The 14859-nt window shown below is 70.6% G+C and carries 14 protein-coding genes; 8 read left to right on the plus strand and 6 right to left on the minus strand.

Going from position 1 to position 14859, the window contains the following annotated elements; translation table 11 throughout:
• Positions 1–93 precede the first annotated feature (93 nt).
• The 5 genes from ACX6XY_RS17025 (at position 94) to ACX6XY_RS17045 (ending at position 2712) form a co-directional block, all read left to right on the plus strand.
• The gene (locus tag ACX6XY_RS17025) at positions 94–732 is read left to right on the plus strand and encodes a hypothetical protein (RefSeq protein ID WP_460331305.1); all 639 of its coding nucleotides are present in this window, start codon (positions 94–96) and stop codon (positions 730–732) included.
• A gap of 14 nt (positions 733–746) precedes the next feature.
• A complete protein-coding gene (locus ACX6XY_RS17030; RefSeq protein ID WP_460331306.1) occupies positions 747–947 on the plus strand; it encodes a hypothetical protein in 201 nt (66 codons plus the stop codon).
• Positions 948–1059: 112 nt separating this feature from the next.
• A complete protein-coding gene (locus ACX6XY_RS17035; RefSeq protein WP_460331309.1) occupies positions 1060–1584 on the plus strand; it encodes a BlaI/MecI/CopY family transcriptional regulator in 525 nt (174 codons plus the stop codon).
• A gap of 9 nt (positions 1585–1593) precedes the next feature.
• The gene (locus tag ACX6XY_RS17040) at positions 1594–2142 is read left to right on the plus strand and encodes an amino-acid N-acetyltransferase (RefSeq protein WP_460331311.1); all 549 of its coding nucleotides are present in this window, start codon (positions 1594–1596) and stop codon (positions 2140–2142) included.
• Between the two features lie 234 nt (positions 2143–2376).
• Positions 2377–2712: a histone-like nucleoid-structuring protein Lsr2 gene (locus ACX6XY_RS17045; protein ID WP_460331314.1), complete on the plus strand. Its 336-nt coding sequence runs from the start codon at positions 2377–2379 to the stop codon at positions 2710–2712.
• A gap of 32 nt (positions 2713–2744) precedes the next feature.
• Here the strand turns inward: ACX6XY_RS17045 and ACX6XY_RS17050 are convergent, their stop codons facing one another.
• Entirely contained in the window at positions 2745–3362 is a 618-nt protein-coding gene (locus ACX6XY_RS17050) for an SCO3374 family protein (protein WP_460331316.1), read from the minus strand.
• A gap of 430 nt (positions 3363–3792) precedes the next feature.
• Between ACX6XY_RS17050 and ACX6XY_RS17055 the strand changes: the two genes are divergently transcribed.
• Both ACX6XY_RS17055 and ACX6XY_RS17060 read left to right on the plus strand, forming a co-directional pair.
• A complete protein-coding gene (locus tag ACX6XY_RS17055; RefSeq protein WP_460331318.1) occupies positions 3793–6318 on the plus strand; it encodes an ATP-dependent Clp protease ATP-binding subunit in 2526 nt (841 codons plus the stop codon).
• Positions 6319–6505: 187 nt separating this feature from the next.
• A complete protein-coding gene (locus ACX6XY_RS17060; protein WP_460331321.1) occupies positions 6506–6958 on the plus strand; it encodes a hypothetical protein in 453 nt (150 codons plus the stop codon).
• A gap of 15 nt (positions 6959–6973) precedes the next feature.
• On the opposite strand, the gene ACX6XY_RS17065 is transcribed toward ACX6XY_RS17060, so the two are convergent.
• On the minus strand, positions 6974–10135 hold the full coding sequence (locus tag ACX6XY_RS17065) for an NACHT domain-containing protein (RefSeq protein ID WP_460331324.1): 3162 nt from the start codon (positions 10133–10135) through the stop codon (positions 6974–6976).
• A gap of 479 nt (positions 10136–10614) precedes the next feature.
• Here ACX6XY_RS17065 and ACX6XY_RS17070 point away from each other — a divergent pair, with 479 nt between their 5' ends.
• A complete protein-coding gene (locus tag ACX6XY_RS17070; RefSeq protein ID WP_460331326.1) occupies positions 10615–11322 on the plus strand; it encodes a M23 family metallopeptidase in 708 nt (235 codons plus the stop codon).
• Between the two features lie 107 nt (positions 11323–11429).
• Here ACX6XY_RS17070 and cseC read toward each other — a convergent pair whose 3' ends face one another.
• From cseC to ACX6XY_RS17090, 4 genes are all read right to left on the minus strand, one after another.
• Positions 11430–12764 carry a two-component system sensor histidine kinase CseC gene (gene cseC / locus ACX6XY_RS17075; RefSeq protein ID WP_460331328.1) on the minus strand — a complete coding sequence of 445 codons (1335 nt, stop codon included), beginning with the start codon at positions 12762–12764 and terminating at the stop codon, positions 11430–11432.
• Positions 12761–13477, minus strand: a complete 717-nt coding sequence (cseB, locus tag ACX6XY_RS17080; RefSeq protein WP_460331331.1) for a two-component system response regulator CseB — start codon at positions 13475–13477, stop codon at positions 12761–12763. Before cseB ends, cseC begins: the two co-directional genes overlap by 4 nt.
• Positions 13478–13551: 74 nt before the next feature.
• Entirely contained in the window at positions 13552–14151 is a 600-nt protein-coding gene (locus ACX6XY_RS17085) for a hypothetical protein (RefSeq protein WP_460331333.1), read from the minus strand.
• A gap of 110 nt (positions 14152–14261) precedes the next feature.
• Positions 14262–14810 (minus strand): SigE family RNA polymerase sigma factor, encoded by a 549-nt coding sequence (locus tag ACX6XY_RS17090; protein ID WP_460331336.1) that lies wholly within the window; start codon positions 14808–14810, stop codon positions 14262–14264.
• Positions 14811–14859: the final 49 nt, after the last annotated feature.

Consider the following 14859-nt stretch of genomic DNA (forward strand, 5'->3'; position numbering starts at 1 on the left):
CCTGGCACGCGGCCAGCCACGCGGCCGGCCCGCGCCGCGCCCACAAAACGCACTTGTCGGGGCTTTTGTCTGATTAGTGCGTATTGTCGGGCCATGCCCACGCCATACGGAACCCGCGGCGGCATGGCGTTCAGCGCGGACGAGCTGCGTGTGCTCCGACGCGCCCTCGCCCTCGCCCTCCACCCCGGCCCCGCCACCGACCAGGACCTCCAGGACTGCCTCCGGCTCGCCGACTCGGTCCGGGAAGCGGTGCGTGAGGGAGTCAGACACCGCGCCTTCCTGCTGGCCGACCTGGCCCGCTACCGGCAGGCGCTCCCCGGCACCGTCACCGGATATCTGGAGCTGCTCGCCGACGCCCTGGCCACCGGCTACCACCCCGACCCGGACGACCTCGCCGCGCTGCGCGCCCTGCGCGGCAACCCGACCGCCGCCGCGCTGCTCGCCCACTGCCAGGCCCGCGCCGAGCTGGCCGTACGCGCCAAACTGACGGGCCGTACGGTCCCGGAGTCCCGCACCAGGCTGCGCGCGCTGCCTGGCGGCAGGCCGGACTCCGGTCAGGCGGCGGACGCCGACCCCAAGCGGCCCGCTCCGGCCGACCGCCCCGACCGGGGCCGGCCTGCCCCGGTCCGCCCCGTGCCGACCCCGGCCGAGGTCTTCCCGCCCCGCCGACCGTCCGCGCCCGAACCGACCCCGGAGCGCCCCGCCCCGCCGGAGAAGATCGCCGCCGGATAGCTACTCTGGGGGGCATGGACTACGTCTCCGCGCTCCTGCCCCCCGTTGTGATGGCCGCGTTCTTCATCGGTCTGATCGTGACGATCGTCAAGACCCAGGGCGGCACCAACAAGACCAAGGAGGACGCCGCCGTCGACGCCGCGGTCGCCCGCGCCGAGAGCGTCCGCCAGCCCGGCCCGTCGGCCGCCCCGTCCTCGGGCCCCGGCGAGGCCTGAGGGCCCCGCCCGACCCCCTTCCACGCGTACGGCTCGCCCAGTTCCGAGCCGTACGCCCTTTTTGTTGGCCAAACAGCACATCCGGGGCCCATCTCCCACTATTGTTCGTGGTGTGCCTCGCCCATTGGGAGAACTCGAAGACGCGGTCATGACGCGGGTGTGGAAGTGGAACCGCCCGGTCACCGTTCGAGAAGTCCTGGAAGACCTTCAGCAGGAACGGTCCATCGCGTACACCACGGTCATGACCGTATTGGACAATCTCCATCAGAAGGGCTGGGTCCGCCGTGAAGCGGAAGGCCGGGCCTATCGATATGAGGCGGTCTCGACCCGTGCCGCCTACGCGGCCGCACTGATGAACGACGCCTGGTCGCAGAGCGACAACCAGGCCGCCGCGCTCGTCGCCTTCTTCGGGATGATGTCCCCAAAGCAGCGGGAGGCCCTCGCGGACGCGGTACGCATGGTGCAGGGACCGGAGAGCCCGGAGAGCCCGGAGAGCCCGGAGATCTCCGGGACGTCCGCAACCTCCGGAACCCCCGACGGACCCGGAAGCTCCGGAAGCTCCGGAAGCCCCGAGAGCCCTGAGGGCTCCAAGGGCTCCGAGAGCCCCGAAGCGGCGGGGGGCGGCACAGAGCGATAGCGTCCGCTCATGTCCGAAGAGCTCCCCGCGTATCCCGGTCCCGATGTCCCCGCCAAAGCCGTCACCATCCGCCGGGCGAGGACCGGCGATGTTCCAGCGGTACGCGAGCTCCTCGACTCGTACGCGCGCCGACGCATCCTGCTCGACAAAGCGACCGTCACGCTTTACGAGGACATCCAGGAGTTCTGGGTCGCGGAACGCGACGACAACGCGCAGGTCGTGGGCTGTGGCGCGCTGCATGTGATGTGGGAGGACCTGGCGGAGGTGCGCACCCTCGCGGTGAACCCCGAGCTCAAGGGCTCGGGCGTGGGGCATCAGCTGCTCGGCAAGCTGCTCCAGACCGCGCGCTGGCTCGGTGTGCGCCGGGTATTCTGCCTCACCTTTGAAGTCGACTTCTTCGCGAAGCACGGCTTCGTGGAGATTGGCGAGACGCCGGTCGACGGAGATGTCTACAGCGAGCTGCTGCGTTCCTATGACGAAGGCGTCGCCGAGTTCCTCGGACTCGAACGAGTGAAACCGAACACCCTGGGTAACAGTCGGATGCTTCTGCACCTGTGATCGTCCGCGCGCTTTCCGTTCCCGATCCGTTACGGTGCACACCCGACGCGGTGGCTATGTCCGAAACGCGCACGTTTCAAGGGTCCTTGGGCCGTCGTCTTCTCCCCAGGGGTTTGTGTTTTCCGAGGAAAAGCGGTTTGCTTTCCGACGTACTCCATATAACCGGAGACGGTGAAACAGCCGCGGACGCGCCGCTGACACCGGCCTCTGAAGTTATCGATGAAGGGAAATCCGGTGGCACAGAAGGTTCAGGTCCTTCTTGTCGATGACCTCGACGGCGGCGAGGCAGACGAGACCGTGACGTTTGCGTTGGACGGCAAGCAGTACGAGATTGACCTCAGCACCGCCAACGCGGAGAAGCTGCGCGGCGCACTGGAGTCCTACGTCAAGGGCGGCCGCCGCACCGGTGGTCGCGTGGGCCGTGGCAAGGGGCGCGCCGCCACCGCCGCCGCGGGCAGCCAGGACACCGCGCAGATCCGCGCCTGGGCGAAGGCGAACGGCTACGAGGTCAACGACCGCGGCCGCGTACCCGCCTCCATCCGCGAGGCGTACGAGAAGGCCAACGGCTGAGCGGTCGGCAGCGGCCCGAGCGAAGCGCCGTCCTACCGGGACGGCGGCTGAGCGACGGGCGGGCGTAGCAGCCGGGCGCGGTGGCACTGTGTGGCCGCCGTGTCCACGAGCCGTACGAGGTCGGCCCCCGCGGCGCAGGCGCCCTGGCCCGCGTCCGCACGGCGGGCGAAGCCGGTGAAGGCCGGCAGCGTCGGCTCGACCTCGCGCCCCGGCTCGGGGGTCCGCAGCCAGCGGACGGCTCCCCGCGGGCCCGGCTCGGTGGGAGGCGGTGGCGCCGTGATCCGGCCGCCCGCGCCGAAGGCGGTCAGATCACGCGCCAGCGAACCCCACTCCAGCCAGGCGAGCAGCCCCGGCAGCTCGTCCGCGCTGCCCGCCGCGACCAGCAGCTGCACCGCGTCGCCCGCCAAGGCGACCGGGCTGGCGCCCAGCGCGTCGCCGAGCCGCCGCAGGACGGCGTACCCGGCGTCGGCGGGCATCTGGAGGACGTCGAAGCGCAGTCCGGTCAGCAGCTGTACGGGCGGCCCCGGCGCCGTCGCCCAGCCGAGCTCGGTCTCGTACCACTGCCGCACCGGATCGCCCGCGGCGAGCGGGCCGCGCGCGCCGCGGGGGCCGCGCGGTGCGGGTACGGAGGCGGGCGGCGTGTGCACCATGTCCGGAGCAACTTCGGAGAGCCGCCATGGTTACGCTTGGTGGCGCGATGGATGCGTAGGGTGTCCGGTATGGGGGCGTACGGGCGCGTTCGGGGGCGCAAGCTTGTTCGCCCGTAGCGGAGGGAACCGGGGTGCGCCGCATGGAGTGTCAGTCCCTACGGGTAAGACATTCCTAGTGGGGAGGGGCGACACGCTGGCCTGGCGGCCTCCCGTTCGCCATCGGCGTACTGGAGAAGAGGGTAACTGCCTGGCCTGCGGGAACATCGTCTCGCACCATCGGGTTGGAGTAGTTGTCGGCGTTCGGGGTCAGGAGGCCATGGACGGGTGTCGGCAGTTGGAATGAGCGGTCCCCGCTTGCGGGACTAAGCTGCGGAAGGACAGGGAGGGGACCGACCCCTTACTGCCTGACCGCTCTGAGGAGCGATTAACGATGTTCGAGAGGTTCACCGACCGCGCGCGGCGGGTTGTCGTCCTGGCTCAGGAAGAAGCCCGGATGCTCAACCACAACTACATCGGCACCGAGCACATCCTCCTGGGCCTGATCCATGAGGGTGAGGGTGTCGCCGCTAAGGCCCTGGAGAGCCTCGGGATTTCGCTCGAGGCGGTCCGCCAGCAGGTGGAGGAGATCATCGGCCAGGGGCAGCAGGCCCCGTCCGGCCACATCCCCTTCACCCCCCGTGCCAAGAAGGTCCTGGAGCTGTCGCTCCGCGAGGCCCTTCAACTGGGCCACAACTACATCGGCACGGAGCACATTCTGCTCGGCCTGATCCGCGAGGGCGAGGGCGTCGCCGCCCAGGTCCTGGTCAAGCTGGGCGCAGACCTCAACCGAGTGCGGCAGCAGGTCATCCAGCTGCTCTCCGGTTACCAGGGCAAGGAGACCGCCGCCGCCGGCGGCCCGGCCGAGGGCACGCCCTCGACCTCGCTCGTCCTGGACCAGTTCGGCCGGAACCTCACGCAGGCCGCTCGCGAATCCAAGCTCGACCCGGTCATCGGGCGCGAGAAGGAGATCGAGCGGGTCATGCAGGTGCTGTCCCGCCGTACGAAGAACAACCCGGTCCTGATCGGTGAGCCCGGCGTCGGCAAGACCGCCGTCGTCGAGGGCCTCGCCCAGGCCATCGTCAAGGGCGAGGTGCCCGAGACCCTCAAGGACAAGCACCTCTACACCCTGGACCTCGGCGCGCTCGTCGCCGGTTCCCGGTACCGCGGTGACTTCGAGGAGCGCCTGAAGAAGGTCCTCAAGGAGATCCGCACCCGCGGCGACATCATCCTGTTCATCGACGAGCTCCACACCCTGGTGGGTGCGGGCGCCGCCGAGGGCGCGATCGACGCCGCCTCGATCCTGAAGCCGATGCTCGCCCGCGGCGAGCTCCAGACCATCGGCGCCACCACGCTCGACGAGTACCGCAAGTACCTGGAGAAGGACGCCGCGCTTGAGCGCCGCTTCCAGCCCATCCAGGTCGCCGAGCCGTCGCTGCCGCACACCATCGAGATCCTCAAGGGTCTGCGCGACCGCTACGAGGCCCACCACCGCGTCTCCATCACGGACGAGGCCCTCGTGCAGGCCGCCACCCTGGCCGACCGGTACATCTCCGACCGCTTCCTCCCGGACAAGGCGATCGACCTGATCGACGAGGCCGGTTCCCGGATGCGCATCCGCCGGATGACCGCGCCGCCGGACCTCCGCGAGTTCGACGAGAAGATCGCCGGAGTCCGCCGGGACAAGGAGTCGGCCATCGACTCCCAGGACTTCGAGAAGGCCGCGTCCCTGCGCGACAAGGAGAAGCAGCTCCTGGCCGCCAAGGCCAAGCGGGAGAAGGAGTGGAAGGCGGGCGACATGGACGTCGTCGCCGAGGTCGACGGCGAGCTGATCGCCGAAGTCCTCGCCACCGCCACCGGCATCCCGGTCTTCAAGCTGACCGAGGAGGAGTCCAGCCGCCTGCTGCGCATGGAGGACGAGCTCCACAAGCGCGTCATCGGCCAGGAGGACGCCATCAAGGCGCTCTCCCAGGCGATCCGCCGCACCCGCGCCGGTCTGAAGGACCCCAAGCGTCCCGGTGGTTCCTTCATCTTCGCCGGTCCGTCCGGCGTCGGTAAGACGGAGCTGTCGAAGACCCTCGCCGAATTCCTCTTCGGCGACGAAGACGCGATGATCTCCCTCGACATGTCGGAGTTCAGCGAGAAGCACACCGTCTCGCGGCTCTTCGGCTCGCCTCCCGGCTATGTCGGGTACGAAGAGGGCGGCCAGCTCACCGAGAAGGTGCGCCGTAAGCCGTTCTCCGTGGTTCTCTTCGACGAGGTCGAAAAGGCCCACGCGGACATCTTCAACTCGCTCCTGCAGATCCTGGAGGACGGTCGCCTGACCGACTCCCAGGGCCGCGTGGTCGACTTCAAGAACACGGTCATCATCATGACGACCAACCTCGGCACGCGGGACATCTCCAAGGGCTTCAACCTGGGCTTCGCCGCCCAGGGCGATGTGAAGACCAACTACGAGCGCATGAAGAACAAGGTCAACGAAGAGCTCAAGCAGCACTTCCGCCCCGAGTTCCTCAACCGCGTCGACGACACCGTGGTCTTCCACCAGCTCACCGAGGAAGACATCATCCAGATCGTCGACCTCATGATCGACAAGGTCGACGAGCGCCTGAAGGACCGCGACATGGGCATCGAGCTCAGCTCGACCGCCAAGTCGCTGCTCGCCAAGCGCGGCTACGACCCGGTGCTCGGCGCCCGGCCACTGCGCCGGACGATCCAGCGCGACGTCGAGGACGTCCTCTCGGAGAAGATCCTCTTCGGCGAGCTGCGCCCCGGCCACATCGTGGTCGTGGACACCGAGGGCGAGGGCGACGAGCAGAAGTTCACCTTCCGCGGCGAGGAGAAGTCCCCGCTGCCGGACGTCCCGCCCATCGAGCAGGCCACGGGCGGCTCGGGCCCGAACCTGACGAAGGACGCGTGACGCGCGCGTAAGCGTTCAGGCGCGTGAGCGCCTGAAGGTCTGAGCGTCTGAGCGGCACGAAGGGGGCCGCCCCGGAACTCCGGTTCCAGGGCGGCCCCCTTCGCGTGCTGCCCAGGGCGAGCCGGTGGGAACCGGCCCTTGGAACCGGCCCTGTCCGGGCGATGTCTGGACAGGCGTGGATGCTCTTATGATCTTGCTCTTGGCCCTGCTCCTCGCGCCGTTTCTGGCGCCCTGCGTCGTCCTGGGCATAGGCGTCGTACTCGTCCGACGAGCCTGCAAACGGCGGCTGTTCCTGGCCGGACGCCTGCCGCGTGTCTCCACCTGTGTCCTGGTGGCGGTCATGGCCGCCTCGGCGGCGTTCGGCGCGTACGCGTGGGGGGTGATGTCGGGGTTCTACATCCTGGACCCGGATCAGATGTGTGCGGCGAAGGGCGCACCGGGCGAACGCGTCGTGACGCGCTGGACGCTGCCGGTCGGCGCGCAGTGCGTCACGTCGGACGGCGAGGCGACCGAGCTCGCCCCCGGCTGGGTGAACCCCGTGGTCTTCACGAGCCTCGCGCTGCTGCTCGTGTCGGTCGTCGCCGGGGCCCTGGCAGCGGTGGTACGCCGACGTCCCGCCCCGCGTCCGATCACCCGGTGAGGCGGCTGTCACGGGTCAAGGGAGCACGCGCACTTCGATGTGGTCGGGGAGGGATTCCAGGCCGTCTGCCTCACCGCCCGAGACGTGCACGCGAGTGAGGTGGCGGAGCGGGAGCAGACGGCCGAGGTCGATACTCCGCGAGAAAGCGGGCCGGGCCACACGCAGGTCCGTGAGATGCGGGAAGAGCTGCGCGGTCCGGTTCACTGTGAGGGCCCAGCCGACCACGTCGGTCAGTATCAGCTGCGTGACGCTGGGCAGGGTCAGCCCGGACGGCGCATGGGCGAGGCTGCAGGATGTCAGGTACAGCTGGGTGAGGTGGGGCAGCTGGGCCAAGGCCTGCCAGTCTTCTGCCGAGTCCGGGCCGTCGCCACGGCCGAAGGCGGCCGAGTCAAGCGTCAGCCAGCGGCCGATGCGGCCCAGGTCAGTCAGAGACCGGCGGGCGCCGAAGAAAACGAGGTCGCGCAGCGGGGCCTCGGCGGGGAAGTCGGTCAGGCTCCAGGGCTCGGCGATTTCGTTGAGGCGGAGCACCTCCAGGTCGCGCAGGGCGGGGCCGCGTGCCTCGGGGGTGAGGCGGCCGGGCGGGAGGGAGAGCCGTAGCAGCGTGGGGGTGCAGGCCGTGATCAGTTCGGACGCGGCGTCGGCGGACACCGTGGCCCGGATGTCCAGTTGCTTCGGGCGGAGTCCAAGTCGCAGGATCTCCGCGACCTGTTCGTCCTTGCGGACGGTGAAGTGGGTCTCGCCGTCGTCGAGATGGACGATGATCTGCTCCGCGTACGGGCGGCACTCGTGCCGGTCCCAGGCCCACATCAGCTGTCGGCGGGCGAAGACGGACGAGCACTGGGCGAACCGCGCGAGGAAAGGGATCGCGATGTCTGCTCGCACATCTGTCGCGGTGATCACCACGTGGTGTGCGTCCTCGTCGCTCAGTTCCTCCGGGCCGGGCAGCAGGTCCAGCACCATCGGGCCGACCGCCGCGAGGTCGCAGGCGGCCTCGGGGTCGCGCGGCGGGATGAGAGTCGACGTACGGTGCTCGACCTCTTCCCGTACGGGCGCGGCCAGGTCCGTGGCGTGCTCCAGGCACGCGGCCGCCAGGAGGTAGGTGCGGCTCTGGGTCCGCTGGTCCGGTGCGCCGTCCCCGTGCGCGAGCAACTCGCCGATGATCTCCGCGCGTTCGCGCGGGCGGGCGTGGGCGACGGCCATGCGGATGACGTCCTCCCACTGGTCGTCCGCCGCGTGTGAGACCAGGACGCCGAAGTCGCCGTCCTCCACGGCGGCCCGTGCGCCGAGGAAGTCCTGGAAGGTGCGATGGACGAAGTCCACCGTTTCCGGGGCGGGTTCGCGCAGCAGACCGCTGCGGTGCAGGAAGTGGGTGTAGACCGCCGCCGCGTCGCCCAGCGCGGCCACCTCCGGGACGGCGGGCAGGGCGTCCTGGATGATGCTCTCCGCGCGCGTGCGGTCCATCGACGTACGGCCGTTGCGGATCAGCCAGTACGCGAGGCGTTGCAGGAGCTGGATCTGGGGCTCCTCGCGCAACTCCGGTACGCGCATGTCGCGTTCGCGGTCGCGGCGGGTGAGGAGCATCGAGAGGGCCGCCGTGTAGAGGTCCTTGCGGCCGTGCGGGAGGAAGCCGCGCCGGTCCCGGTGCAGGGCGCAGATCAGGCCGCACATCAGGGGGTTGGTGGCCAGACGGCCCAGATCGGTTTTGGTGCGTACGGCTTCGAGGAGCTGGATCTCGTACGCGGGCAGCTCGGCGTCCTCGTCCGCCGCGCCCGTGCGCGCGGCCTGGTGCCAGCGCCGGATGAACGCCGTCACGGCGTCGCGGCTCATCTCGGTGAGGGTCAGCTCGGCGAACCCCTCGTCGGCGAGCCAGTCCTCGCGTACGGCGGACGGGCGTGAGGTCACCAGCCAGCGGTTGTCCGGGTAGGCCTCGATCAGGTCGCTGAGCCAGGTGCGGGTGCGGGCGCGCTCGGTCTCCGGGATCTCGTCGATGCCGTCGACCAGGACCAGGCCCCGGCCGGAGGCCAGTACGCGGGCCTCCCAGCCGTCTGGCTGGGTTCCGGCGAGCGGGGAGCCGACGGCGGCCAGGAAGTCCCTGGGGGAGGGGAGGCGTTCGCCGTGCCGGGTGAGGGTGCGCAGGGGGAGGACGAACGGGACGCGGTCGTGTACGTACGCCATCCGGTCGTCGGGGTCCTGGCGGGTCGCGCTCACGGCCAGCCACTGGACGAGGGTGGTCTTGCCGGAACCGGCCTCGCCGCGCAGCAGTACGCGCTCGTGGCTGGCCAGGGCCTGGTCGGCGGGGCGGGCTTCGGGGGCCGCGAACGCGAGCTCGGGATCGGGATGGGGGTCGGCGCGGTCCTCTTCGGACGTGCGGTCGCTCAGCCTGGCCGCCAGGAACTGGGGGTACTGCTGATACCGCTCGGCGGAGCTGCGGAGCTGGCGGGCCAGCTCGCGCCTGGTCAGCTCCGGCGCCGTCGCCTCCAGGCTCAGGTACGCCGAGTCCAGCGGCCACCGCCCCGGAGAGTTGGCCAGGTCGAGCCCGTAGATCGTGAGCTTGCTGTGTTTCTTCGCGATGTGGGCGAGGTAGCGCCGCTCGAACTCCGTGTCGCGTCCGTCCGGCCTGGGGGTGCGGGCGACCAGCTCGTCGACCTTGGCGATCAGCTCGGCCTGGCCGCGGCTCTGCTGGACCAGGGTGCGCGGCACGAAGGTCGAGCGCTGGGTGAAGAAGTGCAGGATGTGCAGGGACGCGGTGTCGAGCAGGCGGGTGTAGAGGCGGGTCCCGTCGGCCGAGAGGTGCCGGGCGGCGTCGCCGCTCGCGCGGCGCAGCCGGGCCGCGAACGCCTCGTGCCCGAGCCGCACGGCCTCCACGTCGCTGAGGTCCAGGTCGCCGATGGCGTGCAGGGTGCGGGCCAGGGCGTCGGCGACCTCCTGTTCCTCGTCGGGCGGTATGGGGCGCTCGCCGCCGCGTACGGCCTGCTTGACCAGCTCGGCGGAGAGGCGGCGCAGGTCGGCCTCGACGAGGGTGCGTTTCTCGCCGCGGAAGGAGACGAGCCGGGAGACGCGGATCGGCTTGTCGACCAGGCCCGCGCCCGGCCCCTCGTCTACGAAGAGCCTCTTGACCAGCGGTACCACCACGCTCGACGCGATCCGTACGCCCGCACCCGTGATCGCGGCGTCCATGCCGTGCCCTCCCGCTCTCCGACTCCCCGTTGGCGGGTGTCAGCGTAGTCCGCGTCACACTCGGCGGGTGGTGGATCTTGCCGTCCGGTGACATGCCGCACAGGCGATTTGTCCGTTACTATGCGGAATAGTGGTGCGGATGGGCGGGGGAGCCGGGCCCTTCGGCGGGCAACGGGAGGGACCTTGGTCCCGCGCGGGGCCGGGGGCGGTCCGGGGCGGACGGCCGGGCCTGCGGCAGGGTCCCGAAGTGGGATTAAACCTCATTCGGGTGACCGAATTGGGTGGTTTTAAGTGATAGGCATGGATCATGGTGAGCCGTACCGGTGTCTGAGGCCGTGTACGAGATTGGGTAGTAGACGGGGTGTTTGGGCCGTGATGGGGGTGCGCGTTACCAAGGGATGGCCATCCCGGTCTCGGGGTTCCCGCAAGGGTGCCCGCGGCCGGGTCCCTTCTTGTCCGGCCCCGGAGGTCACCCCGCGATGTCGAAGCGCACCAAGTCCCACCGCACCGCCGCATCCCTGCTCCGTACGCGGGCCGCCGTCGTGGCCGTCGGCCTGGGGACGTCGGCGCTGCTGGGGACCGGGGTCGCGGCGGCCGCCGAGAAGAGCGCGAGCGAGGCGCTGGCCGGTGCCGCCGCCTCGATCAAGAAGCAGGCCGAGGCCCAGCAGAAGGCCGCCGCCAAGAAGGCCGCCGCGGAGAAGAAGGCCAAGCAGGCGAAGGCCAAGGCCAAGAAGGCCGCGGCCAAGAAGGCCGCGGCCAAGAAGGCCTCCGCCTGGTCGGACCCGGTCGACTCGTACACGCTGACCGCGACCTACGGCAAGGGCGGCAGCATGTGGGCCAGCAAGCACTCCGGCCAGGACTTCGCGGTGCCGGTCGGCACCCGAGTCGAGTCCGTGGGCGCCGGTACCGTCGTCAAGGCCGGGGGGAACGGCGCCGGTGACGGGCCCGCGTACGGCAACGCCGTGGTGATCAAGCACGCCACCGGCCGCTACTCGCAGTACGCCCACCTGTCGAAGATCAATGTCAAGGTCGGCCAGAAGGTGAAGGCGGGGCAGCGGATCGCGCTCTCCGGCAACACCGGCAACTCCAGTGGCCCGCACCTGCACTTCGAGATCCGCACCACCCCGAACTACGGCTCGGCGATCAACCCGGTCACCTTCCTCCGCTCCAAGGGCGTGTCGCTCTAAGCGACCGCGCCCCGAGCCCCGAGCCCCACGCCCCGAGCCCCGAGCCCCACGCCCCGAGCCCCAAGCCCCACGCCCCGCGCCCCGAGGCCGAGGCCCGAAGCCGGAGGTCAGTCCTCCGGCAGGTGCACGATCGGGAAGCTGCCCGTGCTCGTCGGCGCGTGCTCCGGCAGCCAGAGCACGGCGACCGCCCCCTCCGCGGGGCCGTCGTCACCGTCCGGGCCGACGTTGCGGAACGTCAGCCGCGCGCCGAGCACCCGCGCCTGGCCCGCCGCGATCGTCAGGCCGAGGCCGTGGCCGTGCCCCGCGCGGTCGCTGCTGCCGGTCCTGAAGCGGCTCGGCCCGTCGGCGAGCAGATCCGGCGGGAAGCCCGTGCCGTGGTCCCGTACCCGGATCACCCGGCCCTCGACGCTGACCTCGACCGGCGGCTTGCCGTGCTTCGCCGCGTTGGCCAGCAGGTTGCCGAGAATCCGCTCCAGGCGGCGCGGGTCGGTGCTCACCCGCCAGTCGTGCACCACCTGCACGGCGACATCCGGGTTCAGCGCCGCGATCCGCCGCGAGACGAACTCGCCCAGGTCGATCTCCTGGAGCTCCGCCCGCTCGGTCGCCCCGTCCAGGCGCGCCACTTCCAGAACGTCCTCGACCAGGGTGCGCATCGCCTGCGCCCGGTCCTTGACCAGCTCGCTCGGCCGTCCGGGCGGCAGCAGCTCGGCCGCCGTGAGCAGCCCGGTGACCGGGGTGCGCAGCTCGTGCGCGATGTCCGCGGTCACCCGGCGCTCCGCCTCGTACCGCTGCTTCAGCGCGTCCGCCATCGCGTCCACGGCGTAGGCGAGGTCGTCGGTCTCGTCCCGCACGACCCCGTCGATGGCCTCGCGCACCCGTACGTCGGTGTTGCCCTGCGCGACCTCGTGCGCCGCGGTCGCGGCCTTGCGCAGCCGCCGTGACACCTGCCCGCCGATCAGCACCCCCAGCGCGCAGCCCCCGAACACGGCCGCGATGGAGCCGATCCACAGCGCCTGGTCGAGATCGCTGATCATGGTGACGCTGCGGTCGGTGAACCGCGTGTGCAGCGACAGGACCCGGCCGCCGCTGACCGGGGTCGCGGCCCAGATGTCGGGCGGCCCGTCGTCGTGCTCCTGTACGTACGAGGCGCGCCGGCCCGCCGCCGCCTTCGCCTTCAGCTCGGCGGGCAGCTTCGGGTCGTCGAGCTTGGCGCCGAACTGGGTGCGCCCGGTGGACTCGTAGATCCGCTGCGCGTACCGGACGCGCTCGTCCTGCACATCGCGCGCGTTGTCCAGCATCGAGACCCGCGCGGCGTTGTGTACGACCAGGCTGAGCGCCAGCGCCACCAGCGCGCCCACCGCCGCGATCGCCACACTGATCTTCCAGCGCAGCCCCGTGCGCAGCCCCCTGGGAAACCTGCCGAGCAGCCTGAGCAGCTTCATCCCCTGAGCTTGTAGCCGAAGCCGCGGACCGTTTCGATCCGGTCCTGGCCGATCTTCGCGCGCAGTCGCTGCACATGGACGTCCACGACGCGGGTGTCCCCGCCCCAGCCGTAGTCCCAGACCCGCTCCAGGAGCTTGTCGCGCGAGAGCACCGTGCCGGGCGCGTGCGAGAATTCAAGCAGCAGCCGCATCTCGGTGGGCGTCAGCGCCACCGGAGCGCCGTCACGGCGCACCTCCATGCCCTCGGTGTCGATCTCCAGGCCGCCGAAGTTCAGCACCGACGCGGTCGCCGCCCGCCGTTCGTCCTCGGCCGCCGCCTGCGTGCCGCCGGGCCCTCCGGCGTGCCCGAAGCGGCGCAGCACCGCCCGGATACGGGCGACCAGGACCGCGCCGTCGAACGGCTTGGTCACATAGTCGTCGGCGCCCGCCTCCAGGCCGAGTACCACGTCGATGGAGTCGGCCCGCGCCGAGAGCATGATCACCGGCACGGTGGACTCGTCCCGGATACGGCGGCACAGACTGACCCCGTCCAGGCCCGGCACCATCACGTCGAGCAGCGCGATGTCCGGCTGGTCGCTGCGGAACGCCTCCAGGCCCGAGAGGCCGTCGGGCATGGCGGTCACCACGAAGCCGTCGCGCTCCAGGGCGAGCTGCGTGGCCTCGCGGATGACGTCGTCGTCCTCGACGAACAGGACATGGGTCTGCTCAGCCATCCGCTGCTCTCTGTTCTCTCAGCTCTCGCGGGTTCTCGTCAGTAGCGCGTTCAGCAGTACGTAGTACGTTCTCGTCAGTTCCGCTCGGGTGCCGGGTCTTCCCCGCCGACCGCACCGCTGTACTCGTTGTACATCACGTCGCGCTTGACGAACCGGTCGGACTGCCACCGGTACGTCACCACTTCCTCGGCGGAGGGAACGAGCGCCACGTCGGTGTCCTGGTACACCTGCGTGACGACCACCAGCTCGCCGTGGTCGATCTCGGAGTAGACCGGGGCCCGCTCGGACATGAACACGTTCGTGTACCGCCTGCCCTCCTCGCGGTACACATAGGTGCCGATCCCTGCTGAGTCGGCGCAGGTCAGCACGTTCACGACGACATCGGACACCGATCCTCCGGTCAGATTGCCGTAGGACACGTCGACCGGGTACTCCTTCCGGTCCCCGTCGCAGGGCTGCAGATCGCGCTTGACGTCCGCGCTGACCTTCGGGTCGTCCATCACCAGCCGGACCGGGTCCACCCGCCGCACCGTCTCCGAGCGCGAGGGCAGCGGCGAGGCCTGGGCCGCCGGGTCGGTGCTGTGCGCCGGGCCCTCGTCGCGCGCGCCGGTGCCTCCCGTGCCGCAGGCGACCAGCGATCCGGTGAACAGGGCGGCGACGGTGAGACCGCCCACCGCCGTGCCCGCCGCCCGCCGTGCCCGCCGCCGGTCTCGCCGTTGACCCGGTTGTCGCCCCGTTCGGCGCCCCCGTTGTCGACCCCGACGTTGATCAGGGTCGCCGCCTCTCAGGCCGCGCAACGCTCCCGCTCCTCACGTTCCAGCACCCGCCCGACCGCCTCGTCGGCGGCCCGGCTCTCCAGCTCCTGCCGGAGCCTGGCCAGCGCCCGGTGCAGGGTGCTCTTGACCGTACCGGCCGACATGCCCAGTGCGGCGGCCGTCTCCTCGGTGGACATCTGCTCCCAGTGTCGCAGCACCACCACGCTGCGCTGCTTGGGCGCCAGTACCTTCAGGACGTCCATCAGGAGGGCACGGTCCGCGTGCTGCTCGGCGGAGTCGTCGACGCTCGCGTCCGGGAGCTGCTCGGTGGGCACCTCCTCGATGCGGCGGGCCCGCCACCACTCCGTACGCGTGTTGATCATGACACGGCGGAGGTAGGCGTCCGCCAGGCGCTTGTCGGCTATGCCGTCCCAGCGGTGGTACGTCCGTACCAGCGCCGTCTGGAGCAGGTCCTGCGCGTCCACGGGATCGGGGACGAGGCGGCGGGCACTTCGCAGGAGGGCGTCCTGCCGGGTGCGTACGTACTCCTCGAACTCGAGCACCTCTCCGTGCGCCATGCTCAACCGCCTCCGTTTGCGCCGTGGAACCGGATCGTTCTCCGGCTCA

Source organism: Streptomyces sp. O3 (genome assembly GCF_054788135.1).

Bases quoted from the DNA above. Each gene is read 5' to 3' on its own strand.
- ACX6XY_RS17025 (WP_460331305.1), top strand. From the start codon at position 94: ATGCCCACGCCATACGGAACCCGCGGCGGCATGGCGTTCAGCGCGGAC.
- ACX6XY_RS17030 (WP_460331306.1), top strand. From the start codon at position 747: ATGGACTACGTCTCCGCGCTCCTGCCCCCCGTTGTGATGGCCGCGTTC.
- ACX6XY_RS17040 (WP_460331311.1), top strand. From the start codon at position 1,594: ATGTCCGAAGAGCTCCCCGCGTATCCCGGTCCCGATGTCCCCGCCAAA.
- ACX6XY_RS17050 (WP_460331316.1), bottom strand. From the start codon at position 3,362: ATGGTGCACACGCCGCCCGCCTCCGTACCCGCACCGCGCGGCCCCCGC.
- ACX6XY_RS17055 (WP_460331318.1), top strand. From the start codon at position 3,793: ATGTTCGAGAGGTTCACCGACCGCGCGCGGCGGGTTGTCGTCCTGGCT.
- ACX6XY_RS17060 (WP_460331321.1), top strand. From the start codon at position 6,506: ATGATCTTGCTCTTGGCCCTGCTCCTCGCGCCGTTTCTGGCGCCCTGC.
- ACX6XY_RS17065 (WP_460331324.1), bottom strand. From the start codon at position 10,135: ATGGACGCCGCGATCACGGGTGCGGGCGTACGGATCGCGTCGAGCGTG.
- ACX6XY_RS17070 (WP_460331326.1), top strand. From the start codon at position 10,615: ATGTCGAAGCGCACCAAGTCCCACCGCACCGCCGCATCCCTGCTCCGT.
- cseC (WP_460331328.1), bottom strand. From the start codon at position 12,764: ATGAAGCTGCTCAGGCTGCTCGGCAGGTTTCCCAGGGGGCTGCGCACG.
- cseB (WP_460331331.1), bottom strand. From the start codon at position 13,477: ATGGCTGAGCAGACCCATGTCCTGTTCGTCGAGGACGACGACGTCATC.
- ACX6XY_RS17090 (WP_460331336.1), bottom strand. From the start codon at position 14,810: ATGGCGCACGGAGAGGTGCTCGAGTTCGAGGAGTACGTACGCACCCGG.